Below are 20,884 nucleotides of genomic sequence, written 5' to 3'. Positions count from 1 at the left end.
ACCGCACTTCTCATTCTGTCATCTCCATTTCTTCCATATACAATGTTATTTTCCATAAAAAGAATTCTTTTATTCTCTTTAAAAAATAAAAAACCCGCCCCTAACAGGACGAGTCAATTTTCATTTTCTTCTTTTATTTGAAACTGTTTCACTCAGCTTGAAGTACATTTCCTCAACGCCGGCGTTGGTTGCTTCAAATGAATAGGAATTATTTCTATCAATCCCGATACTGTCTGCTTCTTTAGCAGAATCAATATTAGCTCCAAGAAAGAGAAACTCCCAGTTATAGTTCTCTTGCTGATGTTTGATCAATTCTTTTACTTTTTTATAAGTAAATTCCTTGCTGGCGTTCTCCATCCCATCCGTGGTAATCACGAAAATCACCTTTCCAGGACGTTCTTCCTCTCTTGTTCTTGATAACCTGCTGCCAACATCCATGATCGTCCTTCCAACAGCATCCAATAAAGCTGTACAACCTCTTACAAAATAATCCTCGCTCGTTAGTCTAGCACTAGCAGCATCAATACCATTCCACAATATTTCATAGTCATCATCAAACAGCACAGCGGTAACAATTGTTTTTCCTTCTAACTGTCGTTGCCTGTCAATAAAACCGTTAAACCCTCCAATCGTATCACTCTCAAGTCCTCCCATTGAGCCGCTTCTATCAAGCAAAAAAATAATCTCTGTCATATTTTCATTCATCACAATCATCCCTTCAATATAGTAGTTATGATATGATAATACTTGAGAACATCCAGTATTTGGTCGCCTGTGAAGCGACATTTTGGAGGCAGATATTATGCTTGATAAAAAGCTTTTACTAGAATTGAAGGAATATGTTAAATGTCATCTTACTTTAATTGTTTTTAACCTGAGTGAGAGCATGGCCAGTCAAGAAAAATCCATTGCTCAGCATTTTGAGTTAGAGGAATTTATTAAAAGCAAACGGCAGCCAACCTTTAACAAGGTTTTGTTTAGCTATATTGATAAATTGGGATCAAACGACTCCGATATTTATAAAAAAGCGGGATTAGATCGCAGACTTTTCTCAAAGATACGCTCTAATCCTGGTTATCGTCCTGGAAAAACTACAGTGGTTGCCCTAGGTCTAGCCTTGGAATTAGAAGAGCTTGAATTTGATAACCTGCTAAGTTCTGCAGGTTACTCATTATCAGACAGTGAAACATTTGATTTAGTGATCCAGTTTTGTTTAGAGAAAGGGATTTACAATCTTTATCAAGTGAATGAAGCACTGGATTACTTTAGTTTAAAGCCCCTTAATGGAGTTAATGAATAAGGGAAGCTACTTCATTAAGCCTTGTCGAAAGGCGTAACTGGTTAATTGAACACGATTATCTAAATGTAGTTTACTTAATATATTTTTCAGATGACTTTTGACCGTGTGTTCTGATATAAAAAGAGCCTCTGATATGTCTCTATTGGACAAACCCTTTGCCACTAATTGCAGCACTTCTAGTTCTCGAGTCGACAAAGGTGCTTTCTCTTTTGTGATTGCCTTAGTTTGAGGGAATTCCTTTAAAATTTGAAAAGCAATTTCTTTGGACATAGGGACTTCATCTAAGGCGAATGCCCTTAAATGCTCACGCCACGCTTCTGATTGTATGTTTTTTAATAAATAGCCTTGAGCCCCTTTTTTTAAGGCATCAAACAAATCTCTGATATCATCCGATACAGTAATCATTACAATTTTCACGTAAGGAAATTTGAGCTTGATCCTTTTAGTTGCTTCTAGTCCATCCATTACCGGCATTTGAATATCCATTAAAATTATGTCAGGCATTAATTCCTCGGTAAGCTTGATTGCTTCCTCTCCATTCTTCCCTTCACCTACAATAAGAAATTCTTCATATTCTTCTAAGATTTCTCGAATTCCTTCTCTTGCGTGAGAGTGATCATCAACTATGAGTATCCGAAACGGCTGCATCTATTTGCTCTCCTTCTTTATTTCAATGATCGTTTCATGGTCGTTTCTCTTCCAAGAAAATCCCCATTCCATATCCTTTGCTCTATCTTTAATGATTTGAAGCCCATAGCCTTTACTAGATTGAAGCGTTTCACTCGTGAATCCTACCCCTTGGTCTTTAATTTGACAACTCCAACCATTGTTCAATTCTTTTGAAATGATCCAAATTTGGTTTGTTTTTGCATGTTTAATGACATTCATTACGGCTTCTTTTATACAGGCAAACAACTCAACCTTTTCTTTCGTAGATAATGTATCTTCTTGAATTCCCCATGCTAAATGAACATCCACCAAATGCTGATTCTTTAGTTCCGCTACATACTGATAGATCGTTTCTATCCAACTGAATCTATTCTCATTCGGTATGTATTTTAAGTTGGTAATCGCTTGACGTGTGTCCTCATGAACATGCTGTAACGTTTGCATCATTTTTTGAAAATCCTGTTCCTGTTCTAGATGGTTCTTTCTGCCAAACTTATTCATTTTGACAGATAAGAGAAAAAGTGATTGTGCAATTCCATCATGAAGCTCTCTTGCTAACTTTTCTCGCTCAATAAGTGCCGCTTGCTTAGTTTTTTCCCATCTTAACTCTTGTTGAATTCTTTCTAAAATTGAAAATAAATGCCTTAAAAAGACAAGGGTAACGATAAATACTAATAAAGGAGCTAGAACATTTCCCATCTCCATTGAGATATAGGAGAGGAGAAATTCGTGACGGATATATTCCCATAAGGCAATCGTAACAGTGGGCAGAATTAAAATGAGCCATTTTATTTGTGTATACTTCAAACCTTCACCTTTTTCCTATATGTAAAATGTATCTATATTTTAACATCTATTCGAATCTTTTTAACTTTTATCAGCTAAAATCACTCTTTGGGGTTATTACTAAATATTTTCATTAAGTCTATAATGTTTAGGATGACTAGTTCTAGAAAACGGTCCGATAATGCTATAAGGATGGGGATTGTAAGACAATGAAAATTTTGAATTACATACTATTTCTCCTCTTACTATTATTCTTCATGCCGCCTATAACAGAAGCAGCAAGCACTTTACAATCTAAAATAGATTTAGCTTCAAATGGGGCGGTTATTGAAATAGTTGAAGGTAGGTATGAGGAAGCCATAACCATATCTAAGCCTATAACCTTAGAAGGAAAGGGTGAAGTAATTCTTCGTTCATGTGAAGCCGGCCCTGTCGTGTCGATCACTGGTGAAGCTGTTAACTTGAGAAATATAACAATAGAACATTGTGGAGATCAACTAGAAGACACGGCCCTCTTTGTTACTGGTTCCAACCATGACCTTGAGGAACTGAATATTGTGACTAAGCGTTTTGGTATTAGACTCGATCATGCAAATGATGTGGTAGTCCGCAACAGTAAGATTATTGGAAAAAAACGCGGAAATGGTATTGATTTATGGAGCTCCAACCGCAATCAGTTCAAAGACCTTATCATCGTTAATGTATCTGACGGAATCTACTTAGAGAAAAGTCATGAGAATATTATCAATCGTAATGACATCCAAAATTCTCGTTATGGTATGCATCTAATGTTTTCAAATGACAATGTCCTTAGTCATAATGTGTCTAGGTCCAACATAACAGGAACAATGTTGATGGAATCAGTACGGACATCTGTTACTAATAACTCTTTTTACGCAAATAGCGATAATGTAAATTCACAAGGTTTATTAATTTATTCAGCTTCAGAAACCGTCGTAACTGAAAATGAGTTTAATGCCAATCGGGTAGGTATTTTTATCGAAGATGCTGATCATAACCTTATCCACACTAATAAAGTCGTTGATAATTTTATCGGTGTACAGTTTAAAAAAGCTACTGACAATAAAATCTTGAGCAATACCTTCGTTGGAAATGTTAATGATGCACAGGCAATTGCAAGCTCGAACAATCACATGGAGGGGAACTATTGGGATGCTGCTAGCAAGGTTGATGTCGATGGAAATGGTACAAGTGAAATCATCTTCACAGCTGATCCGTATTTCCTTACCTTGACCGCTAATGTTCCGGAATACCAATTATTTTTCCAAGCACCTGGATTGATCCTGCTGCAAAATATGCTGAAAAGCCCGCCAGAACAGCTGTTAACAGATTTAACCCCATCAATGAACATGACATTAGTAGTCGAAAAGGAAACATCCTCAAAGTTTGTTTTATGGATCATCAGTGGAGTAATGATACTAGCTAGTTTAAGTTTATTTATACTTGGGAGGAAAATAAGATGAAGAAAAGACTATTAAATTTAGTTGGAATGATAGGGTTTGTTTTAATTCTTGCGGCATGTGGTAACAATGAGGTACAGCCTGTCGCTATTAATGAAGCAACAGACACCTGTGAAGTATGTAATATGGCTGTAGTTAATAATCAATATGCGACCCAGATTGTACTAGGAAACGGTAAATCGATGGTTTTTGACGATGTAGGCTGCATGTATGAATGGATTCATACAAATGAGAATGAAGAAATTAAGGCTCAGTTTGTCCGTGATTACCATAATAAAGAGTGGGTTTTAGTTGATGATGCTACCTATCTCTATAACCAGTCAATTAAAACACCTATGGCCTATAATGTTATCTCATTTAAAGATAAAGCAGCAGCAGAAGAGTTTGCTTCAGAAAACAAAGGTAGTACACTAATGACAGCAGCCGAGCTAGCTGAACACAGCTGGGAACAAAATCGGGACATGATGAAGGGACATAATAAAGAGAACCACTCACATTCTCATACTGATGAAGAAGAAAGTGATGAGTCTCATTAAAAAATGAGGACCGGTTCCATTATGGACTGGTCCTCACTCACTTTACTGTTATTTTGTAAACAAGAATTTTTGAAAAGAGGAATGAAGATGTGGAATATTTGGCGCTATGAGCTGCGTGTGACGGTACGACAACGATCCTATTACTCTTTTTTACTTTTATGGATTGCTGTTTTGTCCCTGTTATTTTTATTGCAAGCAAGCGCCCCTTCGTTAACAGGTTATACAAATTTGACTGGGACAGTAGTTAATATTGCATTATATATTATTCCGCTATTTATGTTAATCATCGGTTCTTTCTCCATTACGAATGAAATGGAAAATGGTCAATGGCGGTTGTTAACCACTTATCCCTTATTTTCACTAGCGTACATAATTGGGAAAATAGGCGGCCAATTTACAGCACAATTCATTGTATTCACGTTTAGTTATGGAATTAGCTTAAGTATAGGCTTGTTAATGGGAAATAGTTTTTCGGGTGAATGGCTTTTATCCATTTACTTTTTCTCTATTAGTCTGATTTTTTTCTTTCTCGTTTTTGGGATAACAGTAGGGTGCAGTACCTCAACAAGGTGGCAGGCATTATCGATTTCAGTCATGATTTGGTTTTTTCTCATCTTAATCTGGCCGACGGCATTAATTAGTGTCTTAGGTTTAGTGCCCTACCCTTGGATCTTTCCATTGATGAAATTTGGTTTATTTGCCAATCCAGCTGAATTCCTTCGGGTATCATTTGTCATTTCACTAGATGGAGGAGCCGTTTTTGGACAGGCATATGATTCGCTTATGACATTCTTAGGCTCATCGTCAGGAGTATTAGTAAATATTTTATATTTCATTGGATTCTTGACCTTAATGTTATTGGTTTCCGTATGCATGTTGGAATGGAGGAAAAGGCGATGACAGGGTTGAAAGTGGAGAATGTCTCAAGGGATTATAAGCAAAAGACTGCACTATATCCATGTTCTTTTGATGTAGCAGAAGGAAAGTGTTTGGTATTATGCGGTGGAAATGGTGCTGGAAAAAGTACATTACTTCAAATCATTGCCGGCATTCTATATCCATCAAGTGGGACAGCTTCTATTAATGGGAAAGTGCTGAAATATAATCGCGAGAACTATTTAAGAGAGATTGGTTTTATGCCAGATGATTTTCATGCACAGGAAATGATGACAGTAGAGGAATTCCTGAGTTTTTATGGCTCTTTAAGGAAGGTAAAGAAAGACAGGATAAACGAAGTAATGGAAATAATCGCCCTTAAGGATAAGAAACGAGAGTTAGTCAAAAATTTGTCCAAGGGCATGAGGCAACGACTTTTATTTGGTCAATCGATTTTAGCCAAACCCACGGTTTTATTGCTTGATGAGCCGACGAATGGCCTCGATCCTTACTGGGTAAATCGATTCGTAGAAATTCTAAATCAACTCAAGGAACAGGGAACTATTATTGTTTTCTCTACCCATATGATGGATGTAGCGGCTGAGACTGGCGACATGATCCTGTTCATGGAACAAGGAAAAGTCATTCAGACCATTAAAAATGAAGCCGAAGTATCCGAGACCACGATGAAATTGCTGAAACTCCATCGACAAGCAAATGTTTAAACAAATCAGTGCCAGGCACCGAATAGGTGTCTGGCACTGGTAATTTCTGAAGTCCATGATTAGATTACTTGAATTCCTAGTGGTACTTATCTTCCAAAGAAATCATTGACTGTGTTCGTAAAATCTTCAAATAAGCCTGGTCTATTTCTGTCTGTTCTGATATCTTCCGCATAAGTATTCATTCTAGTATATAAATCAGGATTTACTGAAATATACACTTTGTGGATTTTATTATCAGCTTGTCGTACCTGGTCAGCTATTTTTTGCCCGAAAGCATTAGATACCTCTGTATAATGGACTGTCCTTGGAGCAGTTCCTACTTCATTATTTCCTTGTGTGCCATTATTGCGATTTGTTCTTTCAGTACCGATAAAGTTATTGTTATTGTTGTTGTTACGTGCATTATTACCATTGGTTCCCATTCCTGTATTTCGGCGATTTGTTCCCGCATCACCTTGTCCATCGATCATACCATCTTGGATAGTCCCGCTTCTGCCATCCTGATTAACAAACCCGTTGTTTCCGGCAGTATTGGTGTTGGTAGGATTTGTGTTAGCATTGTTGTTATTAGCATTATTGTTGTTATTGTTGTTATTTGCCATTCTAACCGCAACATAAGCATTATTATTGGCGATTATCACATGGGCCTCATCTACTTCTGCCATCTTCTCCACCTGCTGCTCAGCTTGGTCCGCAACTCTAAGTGTACGATCATTCATCGCGTTACGGTTATTGTTCACATTTCTCGTTCCAACTTGATTATTGCGTACATTCTGACCTATGGTGTTGTTATTACCATTTTCACGATTTTGCCCACCGGCTTGATTATCGCCGCCACAACCTGCAAGACACAAAGATAATACTGCTGCAGAACTTAAAATCGTCCAACTCTTTTTCATTTTTTCACTCCTTTTTGTCTAACTAGTTATATAGTGGCTAATTTAAATGGAACTATGTAAGTTCTGACCTTAAATAAAAAGGAAATTAGCAAACCGATTGGGTATACTATGTAGAACAATCTTTAATAGGAGGAATAAAAACTTGCCAGATAAATTTTATAATTAAATATCCCTTCAATGTAACATTAGGACAAAACCCAACTTTTGGCATTGAGGGATATTACGCTAATAAAAGTGAAAATTCCCCAAACCATCAGTCTGAGGAAAAAAAATTCACACCCTTAACGAGCCACGGAACCCTCTGGCACCATAATAGGAGTCCGCACCGTTGTGATACAAGAAGACATGCCCATATCGCCAATCACAAAAAAGGGCACCGCCGAGTTTTCTAATATCAGAGGGTGTTTGCACCCAACTTGACGTTTTCATATCGAATTTATCAAGTTTCTGCAATGCCCGGTATTGTTCCTCCGTTAAAAGTTCAATGCCCATCGAAGCTGCCATTTCCATCGCGCTGGTTTCTGGTTTATGTTTTTTCCTTGCTTCTAGGGCTTCATGGTCGTAACAAACACTTCTGCGGCCTTTAGGACTTTCCACTGAGCAATCATAGAAAATGTATTCGCCCGTTTCTTGGTCATAACCAATTACATCCGGTTCCCCGCCTGTTCTTTCCATTTCAAAGAGCGACCATAGTTTTTCAGAATTTGCATCCAGCTTCTCTTGAACTTTTGCCCATTCAAGACCGTTATGGCGGTGCATATTTTTCTCAAAACGGGCTTTCAATGCACTGAGTAATCCCTCACGTTGTTCTAGTGCTAACTCCTTTTTATTGACGATCTCATTACTATTAGTCATGGTATTTTACCCCTTACTGTTATTTGTCCTATTGTTTAAAACTTGTTATTATCTCTTAACTATTATCTTAACAAATAAACGGAAATACAAACAAGCAACGTCCCAACCGTAGTTGAAACGTTGCTTGTTAATTGCTTAAGTTCATTATATTGCTTTCTTAACTTCCTCTTTCCTTTTTTTATCCACCGTTTTCATTCGATCCATTCGCAACTGACCAAATCCGAGCTCATTTGCTTCCTTCTTTAAAGATTTAAGTAAGCTGACAACCATTAACACCATAATGACTGAAAATGGAAGAGCTGCAATAATCATCGTGTTTTGAAGAGCTTGCAGGCCCCCAGAATAAAGGAGAGCGAGTGCAGTAACTGAGAGAAACACTCCCCAAGTAGCTTTAATCGATGCACTTGGATTTTGTGATCCATTCGTTGTCATCATACCCAGAACAAACGTACCAGAGTCTGCTGATGTAACAAAGAACGTAACGATGATCAAAATGGCTAAAAGGGATAACATCATGCCGAATGGAAATCCTTCTAACAGGCCGAAAAGAGATTCCTCGGGTGCTAATGAAGAAATCGATAGCAGCCCTGAAGATTCAGTAACAATGGCGGCACTCCCAAAGGTTGAAAACCAAATGAATCCAATAAGTGACGGAACGAGTAAGACACCTACAACAAATTCACGAATCGTCCGGCCCTTTGAAACTCTAGCAATAAACACCCCTACAAATGGAGCCCATGCAATCCACCATGCCCAATAAAAGATCGTCCAGCCATTAATCCAGCTGCGTCCCTCTTCATTTAGTGGAGCAATCCGAAAACTCATGTTAATGAAGTTTTGCATATAAGCCCCTACCGTATCTGTAAATAAGTTAAGGGTGAAAATTGTCGGTCCAAGAATAAAAACAATCAATAAGAGGACAGCCGAAAGCCCCATATTCACATTACTTAGGATTTTAATCCCTTTGCTTAGCCCTGTTAAAGCCGATATCATAAATAAGACGGTCACAACGAGAATGATGATCGTCTGGGATGTTTGTGTACTAGGTACATCAAACAGGTAGGTCAGACCGCCATTAATCTGCATGGCCCCAAATCCTAAAGAGGTAGCGACCCCCATAACTGTAGAAATGACCGCAATGACATCAATCGCCTTCCCGACTGCTCCATCCGAATGTTTCCCAATCAGCGGTCGTAAAGTTCGACTAATTAAGCTTAGTTCCCCTTTTCTAAAAGTAAAATAAGCTAGAACCATCGCAACCGAACCATAAATTGCCCATGCATGGATTCCATAATGGAAAAAAGTAAACCTCATCGCATCTTTAATACCTTGATCTGTTCCCTCTTGGCCAGTAGGAGAACTAATCATGTAATGGCTAATGGGTTCATATGTTCCATAGAACATTAACCCAATCCCCACACCCGCACTAAAAAGCATGGCAAGCCAGGTTGGACGTGAAAACTCAGGCTTTTCCTCCTGTTTCCCGAGCTTAATCCGGCCAACTGGACTCACCAATAAATAAAAGCACACAAACACAAACAACGAAACAAGGATAAGGTAATACCATCCAAATGAATCCGTGATAACTCCTTGTGCCCTACTCGTGACATTTTCTAACGATGCCGGCATCATGATACCCATAGAAACAAGCCCAGCCAATATGGCTATTGATACATAAAAAACAGTTGTAGCATTTTTCATATTAAATTTTAACTCCCATCTTTGATAGATTCGCAGAGGGTTTTACTTCAATTGGTGAACATATAAAATGCAAAACCACATGATTAAAGTATTTTTTACGAAGTAATATGAAACTTAACCCTTAAAAATTGCGTTCAAGCATTTACTCTAAATACAACATTCTAAATCTCAGAAAATACCATTGTCTTCTATTTGGTTAATGAAAAATTAGATAGATTAAATACAGCAGAGGTATCTAGTATGGATCTGTTTACAGGTTAATAGGGGAATAGTAAAACTATATCAAAGGGGGCTAAACCAAGCAAATAGGATAATCTAGCTTAATCAGGGCTCTCGTCTGCTATTCCTTCGTAAAAGGAGATAACAAGGCATATTCTTATAATAACTCTCGAATCCTCCTTTATATTACCGATATTCGTCAAAAAATCCCCCGAACATTAATCCGAGGGAGCAAAAATACACTTAAATTTTATTTTAAGCTATTTAACACTTTACAAATAAAATTCTAATTCAAAAGCATTGATGTTTAAATACCAGGAATTAAGATCGTCGTTTCCATTCCATTTACTGTACTAAGAAAAGCATAAACAGGTTGGTAGTAGCCTTTGGAATCTAAATGGTAGCTCACTTCTACTTTATGGATATGTAAAGATTCTATTCTTTTATTTTCAGAGACATATTGGAATTTCCCATTTGAAATTTCTTGATACGCTTCTTGTTCGCTTTTTATTTGTACATCCTTTACCTTGTCATAGGTTATTAAATGATTTTCTATAATTTTCACTGTATCGTCGTTGAAATAACCAACTCTTAAAACTCCATCTATAAGCTGATTTTCTCTTACCTTTTTATCAACAGTCCACTCATAGCTTCCAGTATCAACTTTTTGAAACAGTGAGCCTCGAGGTACATGGATTCCGAATTGTAATAATCCATCTATGATGGTTTCTTCACCTACATCTTTTGGTTCTATACCTTCGTTATAACTTGAAAAGTCCGTATAGCTGTAACTTCCATCCAAGTAATGAAACCATATATTATAAGAGATCTCATCACGAATCCAATAAACACCTTCATTCTGATAGGCAATAACCTCCATTTTCGATAGATCAAGATTCTTTTTTTCAAAAAAAGCCATTACAAATTCATCTGCAGCAGTATTTGTATAGCTTGGTGCTTTATATACTGGGACTGTTGTTCTATGAATATCAAGCTGGTTATCCACAGTGGTTGTTGCTTGTGTCATATCAATCCTGTAAGTCGGCATGATGGAGAGATTCCCAAATTCCTTCAAATGGTAGTATGTAAACATGCTTCCAAATAGGACAACGACTAGAAATAAAGGTGAAAAGTACAAAAATGAGTGCTTTACTCCCTTTTCTTTTATTGTGATGATGCCCATTACGACACCATATCCAATGATTGCCCCTAGTAGATTGTTAAATAGATCATCTACAACAAAATTACCGTATTTGGTCATTAACTGGACACTTTCAATGGTAAGGGTAAATAATGCTGCTGCTCCGATGATCCAAAATGCTTTTTTAAAACGTGAGTGTAATAGCGGCAAAAGGATCCCTAATGGTACAAACATAAATATATTTAAAATGACGAACTGCCAATGTCTTACGCTAAAGCTATGCCAAGCTTCACGATATGAACTAAAAAAAGATAAATTCATCCCACCTTGAAAATTGGGACCTCTATTCAAGAAGGTAACTCCTATAACCATGATTACATAGCCTGTAAACATACCCGATAGAAGTAATTGCTTCTTCGAAAGTCTCTTTTTCCCCTTCAAGAGTTTTCGATAAATAAGGAAATACCCTATAAAGAAAATAACCCCTAAAACCATTACTGCTATCAATGCGAGAAAAAAATATTCTCTAACTATACCAATTATTTCTTGTAATCTCATTTTCTATCTCCCTCTTCAAAATCATGAATAAGCATTTTTTCACCTAGTACCACATTAATTCTAGTGATACGAGTTTTCTAACATTTCTCATAATAATATTATTCATTTTATTTGCAAAATGCTAGAAAATAATTCCACTTTACTTTTAAATTTATTTCGCCATTTAATGACTTTTTCAACCCTCCCTCTTTCATTTCTCCTGTTGAGCTTACACAAGATTTTCAAATTAATTTGCATTTTTTTAAATACCTGCAGATAGGAAATCACCCCAAAGACCCCAGCTTGAGTAAAAAGAATTTGCCATGAGACTATAGATTTCAACTGACATATTATCTGGGTCACCGATCCCCTATTTCTTTACTCCAGGTCTTTCATAGCTATTAAATTTACCCACACAGTTTGTACTATTTTTTAATAAACTGTATGGAAAGGGGGTTTTTAGTTTGACTATCTATACAGTTGACGTGTATGTTTTTTTTGCAAACAATGTGAATCCTGGTGAAAATATGAAACGCATAAAACGAGATCTATATATGGCTAATTCTGCTTGGAATGGTTGTATTCAATTTACTTTAAAAGGGATTTTTTTTAGTAAAAGAAACCGAATCATAAATGCCGATTCAATTCCTGCAACCAATGTTTTCAAAAGTAAGCTAATCGATGATTTAATCAGGGCCGCCAGATATTCCAATGATTATAAAACAGGAATATACATTTTTTATTTAAATGGAGATTACTTTGCTGAAGGCAGAGGCAAAAAAGTTGTGGGTGTCTCTGGAACAGAGATGGTAGATATTAAAAGCAGCACGGATTATGAATTTTTTGGACGTTTATTGCTAACTGACATGGCTACCGGCCGTTATACATTGGCACATGAATTAGGGCATATATTATTTAAACGATATGAAGCAAGGGAAAATACGTTTATTCATAGTGATCCTTCTGGTCCCTATATTAATCCCCGCTCAAAAAGAGTAGATCCTGCTCATAATAATAACCGGAAAAATTTAATGTTTCCGATATCCCCTTCTGATAACCCCGTCATTTCACTAAAGCAATGCCAAGTGGCCAAGCAGTGTAAAATTGTCAAAATACGCATGAACGATTTTGAAGCAGTTGATTATTTAAATAACCTTAAATATTTTTAGCACTATAAAGCTCTTCTAGCCCCAATAAATGATTTCTTCCAATACGAGTTCAATAAAGAGATCATTACTTTTTTCCCCTGTCTGTAGGTATGAAGGATCTGCCCTTGTCCAATATAAATGGCTACATGTCCAATTCTTGAGAGGCCCTGCCTATTTTTTCGCGCTTTCGTAGTAAAAAATAGTAAATCTCCTTTCTTGATCTGATCAAAAGGAATCGGAACCCCTATTTCAAATTGCTGGCGGGAGTTTCTTGGCAGATGAATTCCATTAACTCCAAAAATATATTGTATAAATGAACTGCAATCGAATGTATCTGATTGATAAGATGGTGCGTTGAACATATATGGGGTCCCTAAAAATTGTAAACCCGTTGATATAATTTGATTCGCAAACATCGTAACCCTCTTTTTATGTTTTTACTATATAACATGTGTTGAGGGGTTTGTTTGATTGGACAAAACAAATCTTTTAGTTCTATTTTTCTAATCAAGCCGCGTCAACAGCTAATATCCCAACTCCATCTCAAGTAGCTAATAAATCCAATGCCTCGTCTTTATGGCACGCTTCAAGTATTAAAAAAATTTTAAACAACCATCATTACAGTGGCGACCTTAATACAAAGCAGAACCGAGACGATTACAGTCACATCTGCAAAACGGCGTGAGGTTAACGAAGATGACTTAATTAATATGGAAGATACACATGAAGCCATCATCCCAAAAGAAATGTTTAATGCAGTTCAAGTGATGATGACCAGTCGAACTAGAACTGCAACTGCTCCAAGTTGAAAAGATCACATATGAGCATGATGGCAGTGTCCGTATTCAATACAGTTTCGTCAATCCATGTCAAGAAACGTAAAAAAGGCAACGCCCACTAGGGGTTAGTTGCCTTCTTTTAAAATGAGTTGCCTCATCCACTTTTTCATTTATCTCTATTTATTCTCACCTCAAAACAAAATCGCTATTAGTGGGGTGAGAAAATGTGTCAGTCCCCTGGCATTCTTATTATCCTTGGGCTAACGTCTAAATACGCATTAATGCGCCATTAGGCTTTGGTAACTCTTGCTCTATTATCTGATTCATTTTACAAAAATGGTCAAAAAATTGTTGTGCCAGCTCTCGTTCCTTTGGGTCACTTTTCAACGAAACTATATCACGCAAAATTTGAGCCACCCATGAATTTTCAAAATAACGGTATTTACCTGTATTCCATGTCATTTTTTGAGGGAATTTTTCGTTTACGTAATATTTCCAGAAAAGCATCTGATCCGATTCCTGTTCTGTAAGTTGGAGTCTGTATTCTGAATGAGCGGGAATATATCCATTTTCACAAAGCTTACCGATAAAATCCTCATTCACCATATAAACACCTAAGATACGTCTGTCTTTTTCAGGCATGCTTGAATCTATTGCTGTTAGCAGAACTGCGCTATTTTGGTGCAAGCGAATGGGTTTGTTTGGCTTCCCCTGGTTATTACCACTTTTTATTACACCTGAAAAAACCTTCCACTCTGCAAAAGAACTATTCTGTTCTTCTGTGTCACACCAAAAAACCATTTGTGATTCGGGATGAAGTTTATGATTTTTCATAAGCTTTTCATGTCCCAAGCGAAGTTCCTGATATTTTCGTTGTAGTTTTTTTTCCTCTTCCTTTTTCCATTCTTCCTCCTTTCGTTCCAATTCCTTTTTTTGTATAATTTTCTCGAGTGAATTAGCAACACTTTTATCATGTAGTTTTAGGTGCTCACCAAATACATCGGGGAAAACAAACTTTTTATTTTCCGAAGCGAAATGTATTTCAATACTTGAATCATTATGTTCAACTATACTCCCTATGCCAAACCTCTTGTGTGTAACTTTCTTATTGATTAAATTCATTATTCTAGTCCTCCTTGTAGAAAAAACTCGGGTACTATTAGATAGTACATTAATAACTTTATTCAACTAACTTACCTTAAAAGCTCACACAACTGTTTGAATTTTTCTTCGGTTTAAAAAAGGATATTAAAAAAACGTTTCCATAATTCGATCTGCAAAAAAATACAGCGTAATTCGGAATACGATTGAAAAAACAATTGTAAGACTATTATAACATTTTTTTGAAATTATTACAAATTTCTTATTGACAAATTATTTTATTGCGAGGTAGAATAAAGTTTTATTCTAATCTTGGTGCCTGACACACCCCGAAGTATGTTGGTTTTTGACAGAAAACTTCTATATCCTTTGCGCGAAAAAAACGGCTCCGTATGCATCTACTGGGCCGGAAAAAACTTATAATTTTAATACAAGATTTGCCACGCACTAAACATGTTTGGAGTGTATGTGGCAACACATGCGGTGTTGAGGAGTTTACACTTTATTATTTCAGTTTAGAACCCAACCATCTTTCATTGCTTGTACAGTTATTCAATATGGGAAGAACCTATATCTTACCTCCAGGTTCGGTTGTATAATAGACTTTTACACAATTGCTATACGCCAAAGTTAATATAATTAAATAAACTCATTTTAATTAAGAAGGGGCAGACTTCAATTTAGCCCCAAAAATCGAATTTAATTTTCCATAAAAATAACTTCAAGATAGAAAAAGCAGACGAAATTTAATAAGATATTCTCATGTGATTTTAGATAAGGGGTTAAAAAAATGAGCGTATTAAACGTACAAAATTTAAGTCACGGTTTCGGAGATCGTGCGATTTTTAATAATGTGTCTTTTCGACTTTTAAAAGGTGAACACGTTGGACTCGTTGGGGCAAATGGTGAGGGTAAGTCTACTTTCATGAATATTGTTACTGGGAAGTTGCAGCCCGATGAGGGGAAAGTTGAGTGGTCAAGAAAAGTTCGGGTTGGTTATTTAGATCAGCATGCTGTACTTCAAAAAGGTGCTACGATGCGTGACGCTTTGAGTACTGCTTTTCAATATCTTTTTGATGCTGAATCAGAGATCAATGACCTTTATGCAAAAATGGGTGATGAAGGTGCTGATATTGATGCCCTACTTGCAGAAGTTGGAGAACTACAAGAAACTTTAGATAGTAATGACTTCTATCAAATTAATTCAAAAGTTGAGGAAGTCGCTCGTGGTCTAGGATTAGACGATGTTGGACTCGATCGAGATGTAGATGATCTTAGCGGTGGGCAACGTACGAAAGTTTTGCTAGCTAAACTTTTGCTAGAAAAGCCTGAAATCCTATTACTGGACGAGCCTACGAACTATTTGGATGAACAGCATATCGAATGGTTGAAGCGCTATTTACAGGAATATGAGAATGCATTTATCTTGATTTCACATGATATTCCATTCTTGAACAATGTTGTTAACTTGATCTATCACATGGAAAACCAAGAGTTGAATCGCTATGTTGGTGACTATAATAACTACTTAAATATTTATGAAATGAAGAAGCAACAGCTAGAGTCTGCTTACAAGCGTCAACAACAAGAAATTGCTAATTTGAAAGATTTCGTTGCTCGTAACAAGGCAAGTGTTGCGACTCGTAATATGGCGATGTCTCGTCAGAAGAAGCTCGACAAAATGGATGTTATTGAATTGGGAAGAGAGAAGCCGAAACCAGAGTTTAACTTCAAAGAAGCTCGTGCAGCCAGTCGTTATATTTTCACAGCTGATGATCTTGTGATTGGTTACAATGAACCACTTTCTCGCCCTTTGAATTTGAAAATGGAACGCGGTCAAAAAATAGCATTCGTGGGTGCAAACGGGATTGGTAAGTCTACTCTTTTAAAAAGTATTCTTGGGTTGATTGATCCGCTGGAGGGTAAAGTGGAACGTGGTGAGTATCAACACATCGGTTACTTTGAGCAGGAAGTTAAACAGTCCAACTACAACACTTGTATTGAAGAGATTTGGAGCGAGTTCCCAAGTATGAATCAGGCTGAAGTCCGAGCTGCTCTTGCAAAATGTGGATTAACGACGAAACATATTGAAAGTAAAGTCGAAGTCCTTTCTGGTGGCGAAAAAGCCAAAGTTCGCTTGTGTAAAATTATTAACACACCAACGAATTTATTAATTCTAGACGAACCTACCAATCACTTGGATGTTGACGCAAAAGAAGAATTAAAGCGTGCTTTAAAGGCATATCGCGGAAGTATCTTGATGGTATCCCACGAACCTGAATTCTACCGTGAAATTGCGACCGATATTTGGAATTGTGAGGATTGGACTACAAAAGTATTTTAATTAAGATTAAGGGGTACCCCCATGAATCACTTGGGTACCCCTTTTATTAAACCATCTAAAATTTTCTCTAAAATTATACTTTAGATTTTCTTAAAAAAGCTCATCCAAACTAACGTTAGGAATGAGCTTTTTATCTATATCTATATTAATTTTAACGCTTTTTTCTTGAACTAATTTACAATGAGGTAGCTTTTAAAAAAATTTGTAGAAAAACGAACTATTTTTCTAACTAGCTTCGTCTTACTCTTGAAAGCGGGGAGGGGAACATGTGGATTACATAAATCGCAATGATTTGCAATATAGTAAGGAACTGCTGGAAACTATGGAATTTAATCCTACAGAAACGCTCGAAAGTATTATGAATGAATATGGTCCAGAAATTAAAAGGCTGGTTTATAGTTATATAAAAAATCCGAGTGATGCCGATGATGTAACACAGGAAGTTTTCGTAACGGTATATCGAAAATTGAACACATTTCAAGGTAAGTCAACTCTACGAAGTTGGGTATATGCGATTGCAATCAATAAATGTAAGGACTATCTGAGAAGTTGGAAGGTTCGTAACATTAAACTTAAGGGGCGGTTAGAACGATTCGTGAAATCCGCGGATCATCCTAATACTCCAGAGCAGCACCTAATAGAAAAGAATGAAGAAAAGCAATTACTTAATCAAGTCTTGTCTCTGCCAATGAAGTACCGTGAAGTTATTATCCTTTTCTATTTCGAAGAATTCTCTGTTAACGAAATTGCTGATTCCCTGTCAATTAACCAAAATACGGTAAGAACACGCCTAAACCGTGGTAAAGGGAAATTAAAGAATATTATCCAATCTGAAAGAGGTGAAGATATTTGGATAAACAACTAAAGGATTTAAAGAGAGTTTATGAAAAGCAGAATGTCACAACATTTACGAATAAAGATAGAGAAAATGTATATCGAAAACTTGAATCGGTGCAATCGAAACCTCTAAAAGACTTTTCAAAGTATGTGCCAAAGGCATTAACCTATATTGCATATGGATTGATGGTTGTTTTTATCTTAGGAATTGTAAACCAGCAGTTAGATCTTTTTCCACAAGATTTAACTCGTGGCGGTAAAGCAACTCCTAATATTAAGGAACCCCCAATTACAAATGAAGATCCCGAATTTGAAATGTACGAAGGAAAACCACTAAATATAGCAGTCGTTGGAGAATCACCTGAAATTAAAGAGAAACAAGTAAGTTTTAGTGGATTTTCCTTTGAAAAAATAATGTTGATGAGTAATGATCTAGATTCATATGATGCAGTGTTTATTATGCAAGAGAATCTATCGCAAGCTGCTGAAAGTCAATATGCAGATGTTTACCTAAATTCGACGATTCCATTCTTTTTCATATCGGCGAAAAGCCATATTCCTTTTACCGTAAATACTACTGAATATAATGAGTCATGGGATTGGACTCCTGGTAATAGCTATGCAGTCGGAGTTCTTAAATCTGCAGAAGATGACTCATTAAAAAGCTGGGGTTTTGGTCTTTATAATGATGAAATGATTGAAGAACACATAAAAGAAATGTATTCAAGAATTTTCAAACAAGTAGAAAAGGAATCGATAACGAACGATGAAGAAGAGGATGGAATAGGAGCACCTATTGAAGATTCAAAAAGTGTTCAAACAAACATTGAGCCTTCTGCTGAATTAAAGGCATTGTATAAGGGATATGCAAGCAAGAAAGATGATCAACTTCTAGCTGGTTTGTCACCATTGGATGTATTTAAGTTGTACTTTTATGCAAAGCATTTGGAGGATTCCGAAACGACTTATGCCCTATATATAAAAGGAGAAATGTTTGGTACTCCTTCCGAAGAAGAATATTTTGGCGAGCCTGAATTTTATGGAGCTATATTCAATGAAAACGATAAAAAGTTACATTCTGAACTGCAACAGGTTAAAGAATTCAAAATCAATTATTTAAACGACAATGAAGCAATAATTACTTGGAAGGGCCAAGAAGGCTCACTCCCGGCATTCCGATTGATTAAAGATTCTAAAATGAATGTTTGGAAAGTCAGCTGGCTACCAATGCAATAAAAAAATGAACTGTAACTGGGATGGGCGCTAATCTAAGTAGGATTAGCGCTCTTTTTGTTTAAATTATTGTGATAAACACTTAGGACCTGTAAAGTTCTACATAAAAAAGGCCCGGTTTAGTAACAGGGCCGAATAGTATTTTTTATTTTTTTAAGACAAGTTGCGATACGCACTCCACATGTCCAGAGTTTATGTTGCAACATATGGGATGTTGGTGAGTCTTTTTTGAGCTATCATTATGCTGTTAATATATAAAAATTGACACCGGCAAGGTATAAAGGCTTTCCAAAGTAGTTTCTTGAATTAGAAAAAAACGAATGTGTTATTTAAAGCAGCCGTTTTTGTTACTGTAATTGATTATTTCAATAGCTTCTTTTGCCAATCAAGGCTTTGTTGCTCGATTCTTCTACCATGTTTCTTAAATCAGCCCCAGATGGATTCTGGAATACTCTAAGTCCAAACTCTTGTGCAACTGCAAATAGATGGTCAAAAATATCGGATTGCACAGATTCATAAACTGCCCACTGTACGTCATTGGTAAATGCATAAATTTCTAATGGCATTCCGTGTTCATTATGTGCTAGCTGTCTCACCATTATGGTCATATTCTGATTGATTCCAGGATGATTTTTGAGGTAATTGTTGATGTACGCCCTAAATACACCAATATTGGTAAGGGCTCTTCCATTCACGTGATTGTTCCTATCTATTTCATTTTTGGCATTGTACTCATCAATTTCCCTTTCCTTATGAATAATGTAGTCTGATAGGTAATGGACCTTTATAAATTTGTTAATCATATCCTCTGTGCAAAACATGATACTGCTTGTATCTATATACAATGAGCGTTTAATACGTCTTCCACCTGAGCCTTGCATCCCCCTCCAGTTTTTAAAAGAATCGGAAATAAGGGCATAGCTGGGTATCATCGTAATCGTTTTGTCCCCATTTTGAATCTTTACGGTATTTAAAGAAATATCAATAACATCACCATCTGCTCCATACTTTGGCATTTCAATCCAGTCACCAACCCGAACCATATCATTGGCCGTCAACTGAATTCCTGCCACTAGTCCTAGTAACGAATCTTTAAATACTAACATCAAAACGGCCGAGAGAGCACCAATACCACTTAATAGAATAAGAGGACTCTTTCCTATTAGGTTCGAGATAACTAAGATAAACCCGAGAGTCATGAAAATAATGTTAACCACCTGAATATATCCTTTAATAGGCTTAACCTTGGATATTTCAAAGGTTTGATAAATATCATTAAATGCATTAAGTAAGCTTTGTATAAACACTAACCCTACAATAATGGTATAGGCAATGGCCAATTTCTCGATGGTTGATTGATAGATTGGAAAGGTTGAAGAAAACGAATAAATAATTATCGAAGGGACAATATGGGATAACTTTCGAAAAACTTGCCTTTCCAAGATGATTTGACCCCACTTGACTTTGGAGTTTATAACGATACGAGTAATGATCCTGATCACTATTTTCTTTGAGATAAAATTTGCTACGATACAGATAAGCCCTATTAGCAGAATCTTGATTATAATTGAAAGATATTCTACTAATCTAGGATCTAATTCCATATCCAGAAGTAGATTATTAATGAATTGCATTTGTTTTCCTCCATTTTAATTTTCATCATAAGCAACTTTACGAGGAAAGTATCTAAACTGTCAATTCCTACTTTACCAATAAC

The 20,884-nt window shown here is 36.4% G+C and carries 20 protein-coding genes; 10 read left to right on the top strand and 10 right to left on the bottom strand.

The genetic code is table 11. The features are described 5' to 3' along the window. Window positions 1-120 precede the first annotated feature (120 nt). Window positions 121-705 (bottom strand): vWA domain-containing protein, encoded by a 585-nt coding sequence (locus tag BTR25_RS17315; protein WP_075689299.1) that lies wholly within the window; start codon window positions 703-705, stop codon window positions 121-123. 97 nt (window positions 706-802) lie between these two features. On the opposite strand from BTR25_RS17315, the gene BTR25_RS17310 reads away from it, so the two are divergent. Next, window positions 803-1,300 (top strand): hypothetical protein, encoded by a 498-nt coding sequence (locus BTR25_RS17310; protein ID WP_075689298.1) that lies wholly within the window; start codon window positions 803-805, stop codon window positions 1,298-1,300. Between the two features lie 6 nt (window positions 1,301-1,306). Here the strand turns inward: BTR25_RS17310 and BTR25_RS17305 are convergent, their stop codons facing one another. Further along, complete coding sequence (locus BTR25_RS17305; RefSeq protein WP_075689297.1) at window positions 1,307-1,948, bottom strand: response regulator; 642 nt, start codon at window positions 1,946-1,948, stop codon at window positions 1,307-1,309. Further along, window positions 1,949-2,776, bottom strand: coding sequence for a sensor histidine kinase (locus BTR25_RS17300; RefSeq protein WP_075689296.1), 828 nt, complete (start codon window positions 2,774-2,776; stop codon window positions 1,949-1,951). It lies immediately after the preceding gene. Between the two features lie 188 nt (window positions 2,777-2,964). Here BTR25_RS17300 and BTR25_RS17295 point away from each other — a divergent pair, with 188 nt between their 5' ends. From BTR25_RS17295 to BTR25_RS17280, 4 genes are all read left to right on the top strand, one after another. Further along, a complete protein-coding gene (locus BTR25_RS17295) occupies window positions 2,965-4,239 on the top strand; it encodes a right-handed parallel beta-helix repeat-containing protein (protein WP_075689295.1) in 1,275 nt (424 codons plus the stop codon). Then, window positions 4,236-4,772, top strand: coding sequence for a nitrous oxide reductase accessory protein NosL (locus BTR25_RS17290; protein ID WP_075689294.1), 537 nt, complete (start codon window positions 4,236-4,238; stop codon window positions 4,770-4,772). The genes BTR25_RS17295 and BTR25_RS17290 overlap by 4 nt, the downstream gene beginning before the upstream one ends. Window positions 4,773-4,859: 87 nt before the next feature. After that, on the top strand, window positions 4,860-5,672 hold the full coding sequence (locus BTR25_RS17285) for an ABC transporter permease (RefSeq protein WP_075689293.1): 813 nt from the start codon (window positions 4,860-4,862) through the stop codon (window positions 5,670-5,672). Then, complete coding sequence (locus tag BTR25_RS17280) at window positions 5,669-6,373, top strand: ABC transporter ATP-binding protein (RefSeq protein ID WP_075689292.1); 705 nt, start codon at window positions 5,669-5,671, stop codon at window positions 6,371-6,373. Before BTR25_RS17285 ends, BTR25_RS17280 begins: the two co-directional genes overlap by 4 nt. 86 nt (window positions 6,374-6,459) lie before the next feature. Here BTR25_RS17280 and BTR25_RS17275 read toward each other — a convergent pair whose 3' ends face one another. From BTR25_RS17275 to BTR25_RS17260, 4 genes are all read right to left on the bottom strand, one after another. Then, window positions 6,460-7,272 carry a YhcN/YlaJ family sporulation lipoprotein gene (locus BTR25_RS17275; RefSeq protein WP_075689291.1) on the bottom strand — a complete coding sequence of 271 codons (813 nt, stop codon included), beginning with the start codon at window positions 7,270-7,272 and terminating at the stop codon, window positions 6,460-6,462. A gap of 273 nt (window positions 7,273-7,545) precedes the next feature. Next, window positions 7,546-8,127, bottom strand: coding sequence for a DUF4256 domain-containing protein (locus BTR25_RS17270; RefSeq protein ID WP_075689290.1), 582 nt, complete (start codon window positions 8,125-8,127; stop codon window positions 7,546-7,548). A 144-nt stretch (window positions 8,128-8,271) separates the two neighbouring features. Next, window positions 8,272-9,828 (bottom strand): glycine betaine uptake BCCT transporter, encoded by a 1,557-nt coding sequence (locus tag BTR25_RS17265; protein ID WP_075689289.1) that lies wholly within the window; start codon window positions 9,826-9,828, stop codon window positions 8,272-8,274. Between the two features lie 526 nt (window positions 9,829-10,354). Then, a complete protein-coding gene (locus BTR25_RS17260; RefSeq protein ID WP_075689288.1) occupies window positions 10,355-11,746 on the bottom strand; it encodes a VanZ family protein in 1,392 nt (463 codons plus the stop codon). Between the two features lie 443 nt (window positions 11,747-12,189). Between BTR25_RS17260 and BTR25_RS17250 the strand changes: the two genes are divergently transcribed. After that, on the top strand, window positions 12,190-12,894 hold the full coding sequence (locus tag BTR25_RS17250) for an ImmA/IrrE family metallo-endopeptidase (RefSeq protein WP_075689286.1): 705 nt from the start codon (window positions 12,190-12,192) through the stop codon (window positions 12,892-12,894). Window positions 12,895-12,896: 2 nt separating this feature from the next. Here BTR25_RS17250 and BTR25_RS17245 read toward each other — a convergent pair whose 3' ends face one another. Further along, entirely contained in the window at window positions 12,897-13,289 is a 393-nt protein-coding gene (locus BTR25_RS17245; protein ID WP_075689285.1) for a C40 family peptidase, read from the bottom strand. Window positions 13,290-13,496: 207 nt separating this feature from the next. On the opposite strand from BTR25_RS17245, the gene BTR25_RS17240 reads away from it, so the two are divergent. Continuing rightward, complete coding sequence (locus BTR25_RS17240; RefSeq protein ID WP_075689284.1) at window positions 13,497-13,682, top strand: recombinase family protein; 186 nt, start codon at window positions 13,497-13,499, stop codon at window positions 13,680-13,682. A gap of 237 nt (window positions 13,683-13,919) precedes the next feature. Here the strand turns inward: BTR25_RS17240 and BTR25_RS17235 are convergent, their stop codons facing one another. Next, window positions 13,920-14,774 (bottom strand): malate synthase, encoded by an 855-nt coding sequence (locus BTR25_RS17235; RefSeq protein ID WP_075689283.1) that lies wholly within the window; start codon window positions 14,772-14,774, stop codon window positions 13,920-13,922. 769 nt (window positions 14,775-15,543) lie between these two features. Here BTR25_RS17235 and BTR25_RS17230 point away from each other — a divergent pair. The 3 genes from BTR25_RS17230 (at window position 15,544) to BTR25_RS27725 (ending at window position 19,170) form a co-directional block, all read left to right on the top strand. Beyond that, the gene (locus BTR25_RS17230; RefSeq protein ID WP_075689282.1) at window positions 15,544-17,097 is read left to right on the top strand and encodes an ABC-F family ATP-binding cassette domain-containing protein; all 1,554 of its coding nucleotides are present in this window, start codon (window positions 15,544-15,546) and stop codon (window positions 17,095-17,097) included. A 268-nt stretch (window positions 17,098-17,365) separates the two neighbouring features. Then, window positions 17,366-17,962 carry a sigma-70 family RNA polymerase sigma factor gene (locus tag BTR25_RS17225; RefSeq protein ID WP_254842740.1) on the top strand — a complete coding sequence of 199 codons (597 nt, stop codon included), beginning with the start codon at window positions 17,366-17,368 and terminating at the stop codon, window positions 17,960-17,962. Further along, window positions 17,947-19,170 carry a hypothetical protein gene (locus tag BTR25_RS27725; protein WP_075689281.1) on the top strand — a complete coding sequence of 408 codons (1,224 nt, stop codon included), beginning with the start codon at window positions 17,947-17,949 and terminating at the stop codon, window positions 19,168-19,170. Before BTR25_RS17225 ends, BTR25_RS27725 begins: the two co-directional genes overlap by 16 nt. Window positions 19,171-19,532: 362 nt before the next feature. Here the strand turns inward: BTR25_RS27725 and BTR25_RS17215 are convergent, their stop codons facing one another. Continuing rightward, window positions 19,533-20,801, bottom strand: a complete 1,269-nt coding sequence (locus tag BTR25_RS17215) for a mechanosensitive ion channel family protein (RefSeq protein ID WP_075689280.1) — start codon at window positions 20,799-20,801, stop codon at window positions 19,533-19,535. Between the last annotated feature and the right edge of the window lie 83 nt (window positions 20,802-20,884).

Source organism: Bacillus sp. MRMR6, assembly GCF_001940785.1.
In the GTDB taxonomy this organism is placed as follows: Bacteria; Bacillota; Bacilli; order Bacillales; family Cytobacillaceae; genus Neobacillus.
The sequence above is the reverse complement of the archived record's forward strand: the minus strand, read 5'-3'. Positions and strand labels throughout refer to the sequence as shown.